This is a genomic window from Endozoicomonas atrinae (assembly GCF_001647025.1).
Classification (GTDB): Bacteria; Pseudomonadota; Gammaproteobacteria; order Pseudomonadales; family Endozoicomonadaceae; genus Endozoicomonas; species Endozoicomonas atrinae.
Window position 1 is genome coordinate 1 of record NZ_LUKQ02000266.1, and the last position, 7,120, is coordinate 7,120.

Annotated in this window: 5 protein-coding genes and 1 pseudogene; 1 reads left to right on the forward strand and 5 read right to left on the reverse strand. The window is 46.1% G+C overall.

The genetic code is table 11. The features are described from left to right. Window positions 1-518: 518 nt before the first annotated feature. The gene (locus AK963_RS32395; protein ID WP_139117611.1) at window positions 519-713 is read right to left on the reverse strand and encodes a hypothetical protein; all 195 of its coding nucleotides are present in this window, start codon (window positions 711-713) and stop codon (window positions 519-521) included. Window positions 714-868: 155 nt separating this feature from the next. On the opposite strand from AK963_RS32395, the gene AK963_RS23565 reads away from it, so the two are divergent. Further along, the gene (locus AK963_RS23565; RefSeq protein WP_175404617.1) at window positions 869-1,222 is read left to right on the forward strand and encodes a helix-turn-helix transcriptional regulator; all 354 of its coding nucleotides are present in this window, start codon (window positions 869-871) and stop codon (window positions 1,220-1,222) included. 465 nt (window positions 1,223-1,687) lie between these two features. On the opposite strand, the gene AK963_RS23570 is transcribed toward AK963_RS23565, so the two are convergent. The 4 genes and pseudogenes from AK963_RS23570 to AK963_RS35825 all read right to left on the reverse strand — a co-directional run. After that, a complete protein-coding gene (locus AK963_RS23570) occupies window positions 1,688-4,267 on the reverse strand; it encodes a coiled-coil domain-containing protein (RefSeq protein ID WP_139117613.1) in 2,580 nt (859 codons plus the stop codon). A gap of 1,027 nt (window positions 4,268-5,294) precedes the next feature. After that, window positions 5,295-6,323 carry a hypothetical protein gene (locus AK963_RS23575; RefSeq protein ID WP_139117614.1) on the reverse strand — a complete coding sequence of 343 codons (1,029 nt, stop codon included), beginning with the start codon at window positions 6,321-6,323 and terminating at the stop codon, window positions 5,295-5,297. A gap of 182 nt (window positions 6,324-6,505) precedes the next feature. After that, window positions 6,506-6,874, reverse strand: a complete 369-nt coding sequence (locus AK963_RS23580) for a hypothetical protein (RefSeq protein WP_139117615.1) — start codon at window positions 6,872-6,874, stop codon at window positions 6,506-6,508. A gap of 56 nt (window positions 6,875-6,930) precedes the next feature. Continuing rightward, window positions 6,931-7,120, reverse strand: a pseudogene (locus tag AK963_RS35825) (IS630 family transposase); the annotation flags it as partial.

Genomic DNA, 7,120 nt, shown 5'->3' on the forward strand with positions numbered 1-7,120 from the left:
AACAGCACCGTGCGTGAATGAATACGAGATCAATAAGAAGTCCTTTATCAAAGGCCTGCTTGCAATCATGCATCCTGAATAAGATCGGACAGAGTCAGCTTAGTAAAATATTTAACTTTCTGGAACTTTCAGACTTGCAGACCACCCCAAAAAGCTATACTTAACGACAGGTCATTTTGGACTGGTGTTTTGAGGACTTTTTACGCCGGTGATGACACAGCGTGCTGGCGTTCAAGCCGACCAATTGGACAACAACAGTATTGTTACAGCACTGGAGTTACGATAACCCCGGCTTCCAGGGGTTATCCTGCCGTCTAAAGCCTTATCTTAACTGAAACAGTGCACAAAGAGCGCAAAAAACCTACAACACAGAATCGGTCAGAACCCTAGCTAATCCAATCGTGCAATCAACGGTTCTTATGGCTAGCCGAGAATACCTCTTATCCCCTTTTATCTATCTTTTAATTAGCTGCCCATATGAAATCAGAAATATATGATTTCATATGGGCAGCTACTTATTACTTTACCACTTCACAACTGTTGTTGTTCTGCTGCCATTGGATAGTAGCCAGCTTGCAGCGACAGCAGGCTGCTAACCGCTGCTGAGGGTCCTGTATTTTCCAGGCTTTCAACCACTCCAGAAGAATCAGACTGGCCGGGCATAAATCCCCCTGATTTTGCGTCCGTTCCAACAGGTTTTCTTGATGCAGCATACGGAATAACGACCTTGTTATTGATGGTTGGATTCAAAACAAACAGTTATAAACTCTCCCACCAGTTTCAAGAGTTATTCATAACTTTCGTGCCTCCAGTCAATACCAGTCCAGTTCAACCGGAAAGGCGAGGTACATTTCCAGCTGAGCGGTATATGAAAGACAAGCAGAGACGGGCACGTGCTGCCAGAGAAATGGCTGGATACACCGTAGCCGAAGTCGCAAAACTTCTCGGGAAAAGTACCAGTACCATTCATGCCTGGGAGGCCGAAAAAGGAGCCTGTCCACGAAATCTTGATGACCTGATAGCTCTCTGTCGTCTTTATGGCATCACCACTGACTGGTACCTGGAAGGCAGAGAACCCATTTTCCGCCACGATGCGCCTACAGGCCGAAACCCGGAATTTGAAAAAATCCATCACGGCATCAGGAGTCTCAACCGCCAGCAAAGGAAAGCGGTTATTCATTTATTAACCGTTTTTGATAAAAGTAATGTTCATACTTCCTGAGAAGTTATGCTGCTACATAAGCCTCCCCCCCCCCTTTCTCTGTCAGCCATAAAAACTGCCACCTTATAGAAAGCATGATCTACCCAGTGAAACACCTTGACTCCAGAGTTCATCCTTCAGCAGGAACAAAGAAACATGAACAGCCTGCTACTTTCCTGTTCATAGCGGGGTCAGAAAGCACGATGGGAATTACGTCTCAGGGCTAGTCATCGTTTTGCAGTAAAAACGACTCAAAGCAGGAACAATAAATAGCCAGGAAGGGTCGTTCGGCGGGCGTCTAGTGATGAGACGAAGAGCCCGGGAAAGGCAGAGAATAAAACCCAAACTCAGACACCATTAAGGATAAAAAAATGCCTCTGAATCACTTCAGAGGCATTAGACGAGAGAGGCAAAGCTGAGTCAGATACTCGTAGTTAATAGCTAAACTCCGGCAACGCTCAAAGCTTCTACCACTGGAATGGATTATCATCCGTCGCTATCGCTATCATCCGGGATAGGCCTATTTCTCAAATCCAGCGTATCCCGACCCTGGCTCCTTATGCTCGCAGCGTCGAAGCTCGCAAATGATTCATTGTCCTTATCAAGATCATGCCTTAATAAATCCCTTGTAGTGCGATCACTACTTGTGTAGAAACCCTGACGTTCTGGGTGACGTCTCACGCCACCATCCGATGAGGAATCGATACCGTCCCCGTGACGCGCTGATGATACTCCACTCTGGCTACTGCGGTAAGCCGACAGCAGGTGACCTGGCCGAGGAGAATCAGTTCTTGATCCATCTTCGACCGTTATAGACTGCAAATGCACTACCGTTGAACCCTTACCACTCAAGAGGCCTTGGCCTATTGGACGATTAGAACTATCCAGCATCTCATAAGGCACATGATCCAATCCTGACGTTTTCGTTTCACTCATTGAGGAAGTGGTTGATCTAACAGAAACGTGTTCTTGGTCTTCAAAGGAAACGCTTTTCCTGGTAGCACTTTCTTCAAGACCATCGGTTCTTGATTGCAAAGAGTCAAGCTTTGCGGAATCCCGTTGTAGATTCTCTGCTACCGAATTGAACCCGGCACTCACCCCTGAGATGTGCTCCTTCAATTTACTCAAAAGTAAGGCGGCTTCCGGATTAGGGTGACTCACAATCTCATCAAGTTGCCGAGCTATTTCCTGACAACTTGCAAGAGAATCAAGATTTTGATCCAAAATATTTCTAGTCACTGTATGCTCACTCCTTAACGTTTGAATGCCCTCTTGTACACTTGCGAGTTCTCCACTGAAAGCTGCTACTTGATCTCTTAACTGCCGAATCGTTACTTCTCCCTCTTGCATCAAACGCTCTTGACGCTCAAGTGTTTCTGCTCGCTCATTACTCAATTGCTCCGAGTCTTGTAGGCGTATCTCCAGATCAGTAATTTGTTCATTAAGCCATTCTATATTACTCTGCGATGAACGTTGCATACTCTGAAGTTCGGAAATTTGCTGATCTTTCCCTTCAATCTCCGCTCGAAGCTGTTCAGTTATTTCCTGACTACCTTCAGATTTAGCTGTTGCCAAATCCAACCTAAGCTCACTTACCTCGCTACGAAGACTTTCAATCTCTCTCTCACACTCCTGGATTGATGACTCATGCCGCGCAATTAATTGTTCTTTCTTTTGCAGAGTCTGTTCCAATGTGCGTTTTTGGGTTATAGCGCCATGGTGCAGGTCACGTACGTCCTGCTCCCGTTTATGAACTTCGCTTAGTTCACGAGTTAATACCAGATTTCTCTGATCCAGATCTTCTCTCTCTCTGCTTACAGTACCCAGTTCAGCTTTCAGGCGATCCATATCACCAAGCTGTAACTGCTGTTGTTGCACCTTTTTCTCTAATACTTCAATACTTTTGCGACTATCTTGCAGTGCATGCCTTAAGTTTTTTACTTCGTCCCTCTTCTCTGAAACCTTCTGCATTAAATTTTCAACAGACCGTTTCGAATCTGCAAGATCAGCCTGTAAGGAATCTGCTGTTTGAGCATATTCATTAAGCTTGGCCTGCACTTCCCTGGCAAACTGTTTGTTATCACGATACTCTCTCTTTGTCTCTAAAAGCTTCTGGTTTAAGCGATCTGCCTCTAACTGTGTATTTTCAAGTTTTTCTTGTGTACCTCTCAACGAACGCTCAGACTCAACCAGTTGCTCTTGACTTCTTTGCAGGCTGGATTTTGTAGTATCCAGTTGAGTTTGCAACTGAGACTCACTGCTCCTAAGTGAAAGCAGTTGTCTTTTTAAATCCATACTTATTGACTTTTCACCTTCCAATGCATCCTTACCCTTTTTAACACCTTCGTTCAAGTACCTGATTTGCCGATCCTGGCTATCATTAGTTTTGCTCAGCTGTGCCAACTGTTTTTCAAGATCATGTTTCTCTACGCGTAGTTCTTCCACCAAGGATCGAGCGGTTTGTGCCTCTTGAGTCGCAGTTTCAAGCTGCGTTTCCAGACTTTCATTATGAAAGCGCTCAGCAGTTAACTGAGATGTAAGCTCTTCTACTTCAGACAGTTTCTTAACCAATTGCAATTGGGCCTCATCTAATTCCGTTGTCACCTTTTGGAGGCTAGTATTGAGCTTCGTATTTACAGCCTCAAGCGTTTTATTGTCCTCTTTTACCTGCCTTAAATCTGCTGCCGCCCCATCGAGTTCCTTCGCCATTGGCCCCATGTATTGAGCCATACGCTGGCTTTCTTGCTTGAACCCTATGGCCACTTCCCGCGCCCTTGCTTCCTTTTGCGTCATCTGATAAGTCTGCTTCGCAGCGTCCTGTAACTCACCTAACTCCTGATGCGAAATGTCAGGTCTGGCAGACAGTGCAGACGCAGTCTGTGTGAGGCCACGATTTGCTTCGAGAAGCTGCTGGTTCCCATGCCTTAGAGCAAAGTTTTGATGATTTAATCGAGAAACAGCACCATGATCAACACCAACATTACCATCAAAGCGAGAGTGACCTGCCGACGCTGGTGGATAACTTTGGTGTCCTGCCACATGAGGTCTGCCAGGGTGGCTTGCCACCGTGCCTCCCCCCCAGGGAGGCCTTGCATTCCCAGACTGAGAAGGATTTGATGCCGCTCCAGGAAGTGAGCCAGATCCTGACACTACTGGAGGGGGTGTCATGCTACCAGTGGTACTAAACATTTTATTACCTTCCATTCTTTTGTTGGGCCAAAATAACAATCCTTTGAGAAGAAAACTTGGAGAAAGTTGCATTTATTCATATTTTTTTTAAAATCAAGAAATGGCATTTTAATTTCATTATCCGATAAAAAGTCATTCACCTGACCGCCCATCCTTTTTGATTTCTTATTTAATGATGTGCCTTTTCCTCATCCGCATTTATTTTTATAAAAACTAGCAATACCGTACTTATTAAGGGGAAATGCGGATATAAATAATGCTTTTTCTGTACTTAAACTCTGTCGTATTAATTCTAAAGCGCTTATTGCCTCAGGGCTCATAACGTATGCCACTGATGCACTAAGTACCTGATCATATGAAATCGAATATTTCTGGCTTAGTGGTTAGTAACTATGCAAGGCTCAGCGGAGTGAGCATAGCCGTAGCTATGTGATCGTAGCGGTAACGCAGCACAACAGCATGGATGCAGGAGTTAGAGCAACGCATGGAGCAGTTGCCGGGAGTGGCTGATCACTGAATCAGAAAATAGGATTTCATATGGTTGGTTACTTATAAGTAACCTCGAAAATACATGTGTAACCTGCTGGGTTCATGGCTAAGAATGAACTCCATTGACAACGCCCACTGGTTTGAGTGGCCCGTAGTCCATAATGTCAATGCGTGTAATACCAATCGTGCTTTCTAACTCCCGTTATAAACAAGAAAATTTGAGCCTTAAGACAAGGCGTGAGGAATCATCGCCTTAGCTATGGCGACGATCGGTAACGCAGGATTAAGGCTCAAACCTTCAGCGCAATAGGGAGCTAGAAGGTTCGATTGGCATAAGGTGCTTTGTAGCTTTTAATACAATCACGAGCGGAACAACGAGCAATGCCGATTACTGTTGTTGCAGTCCGTCAGTCGCTCAGTCTACAGGCATGGAATCCCCTGCCAGCGACTCGTCGGCCACTTCTACCTCTTGAAGCGTTACTTCCGGAATGCTGGATTCTGTTGAGGTATCCAGTTCCGGTTCTGATGCCGGTGCTGCCAATAGCCTCTCTGTGCCAGGGCCAGAACCCGAATCAGGCTGGTTGGGCGCTTCACCCGGTTTCTTCCAACTGAACAATCTGCTCTGCCATATCGATCTGGTAACCTCAGTGCCTTTTTTCCAAGTCCATGAGCCAATGGGTTTTACCACATAATCAACCACGGGTTTCGCTCCATAATCGACAGCACGATTCACAGACTTTGCGACAAGCTTATAGGGCCATATCACTAAACCAGTCATAGCACTATCCAGCCCCCTGGAGGCCACCTTAACAGTGCTGGTTGCTGATAAAGCCTGATCTGTCTGTGGTGGACCAGTAACAGACTCCTCGTCTGCACGGGCAGAACTTTCCAGAGGCTCTGCCATTTCAACATAGTCCGTCGAATGGGCTATATCACTAACCGCTGGCAGGCTCGGTACGAGTGAAGGAGCGGTCATTTCTGACGACAATAACTCGGTACATTCTGGCTGAACACTCGTGCTATTTACATAGAAGGGCTCTTGAGGCAATAAGGCCTCCTGGTTATCTTCTTTGGGTTCCAAACTAAATACCCCCGAGTCCTGCTGATCACCCGTACTCCGCAACAGGTTGTTCTGCTGAGGCTGCCACCGATCAGAGAGCAGAGCTTCTGCCTGTCGTGCGGGAGTCAGGAATTTATCCAGCGGAGGATCAGTTGAGTGCTGCTGAGGGATTGGCCCGGTCATCTGAACCGAGTCGGTTTCAATGGCAACCAGTGCGGGCATATCTTCCTGCACAAACGGAAGAAGTACTGCCTCATCTGCCTGTGATGGCTCATTCTCTTTCTGTTGATCAAGTATCGGCAGCGTTGATAACGTTTCGCTGGTATGGATTGACTCTGCTGTGCTGCTAATAATAGCGGCCTGCCCGCTCGACATAGGCAACAATGACAAAGACCCGGGCTCTTGTAAAACGTCTGTTTTTAAAGAGTCCGGGTCTTTCCGGGTTGCCAGTTCAGTTGGCTCTTTCGTACGCAGTAAAACGTCAGGGGGCGGTTTATGAACGGTGGAAGTCTCTGCTCCACCGATGACTTGCGATGATGCCGTCCTTTGAGTTTCCCCTGGCTTGGTTACTTTTTTGAATCGAGTGAGCTAAGCGCACCAGCGATGGCGTTCTCAGCCAACTTCTGGGCAGCTAAGTCAATCACCAGTTTTCGATTCATTTTACGCAGGTTCTCGTTTTCATCCTTATACTCGCCAAGCTTCATCCGAACCTGCTGTTTGACCTGCTCTGCAACATCTGGGCCTTCCTGCTCGATAAAGAAGTCATCTTCCATACCTTCTTCACCCTGCATTTCCACCATCAGAGAATCGAATTTAGCTTTTAGCTCCAATGTATGATACTTACCCAGATCTCTTAATTCTTGGCTCACCATCTCCAACTCACGCCCCAAAAAGCTAACCTGTTTATCAAGCTCCTCTTTTTCTAATTTCATCACCCTTATTTTTTCCTGATCCGCTCCCTGATTCACATTATACCAATTGAATTTTCTAACTACTGTATAACTGCCCAATCACGGGAGCACAGACTGAACAGTCGACCAGCTTCGCTGCAAATGTTATTCCAAGCTTCACAGCAACAATCTACAATATTTTCATAACCTGAAAATGCTTTGTTTGATAAGTCATGCTCCCGCATCCACTCCCATAGCCTTTCTGAGCTGTTTAACTCCGGTGCGAATGGT

What these genes read in the sequence shown, in the direction of transcription:
- AK963_RS32395 (WP_139117611.1), bottom strand. Translation starts at nt 713, where the DNA reads ATGCTGCATCAAGAAAACCTGTTGGAACGGACGCAAAATCAGGGGGAT.
- AK963_RS23565 (WP_175404617.1), top strand. Translation starts at nt 869, where the DNA reads ATGAAAGACAAGCAGAGACGGGCACGTGCTGCCAGAGAAATGGCTGGA.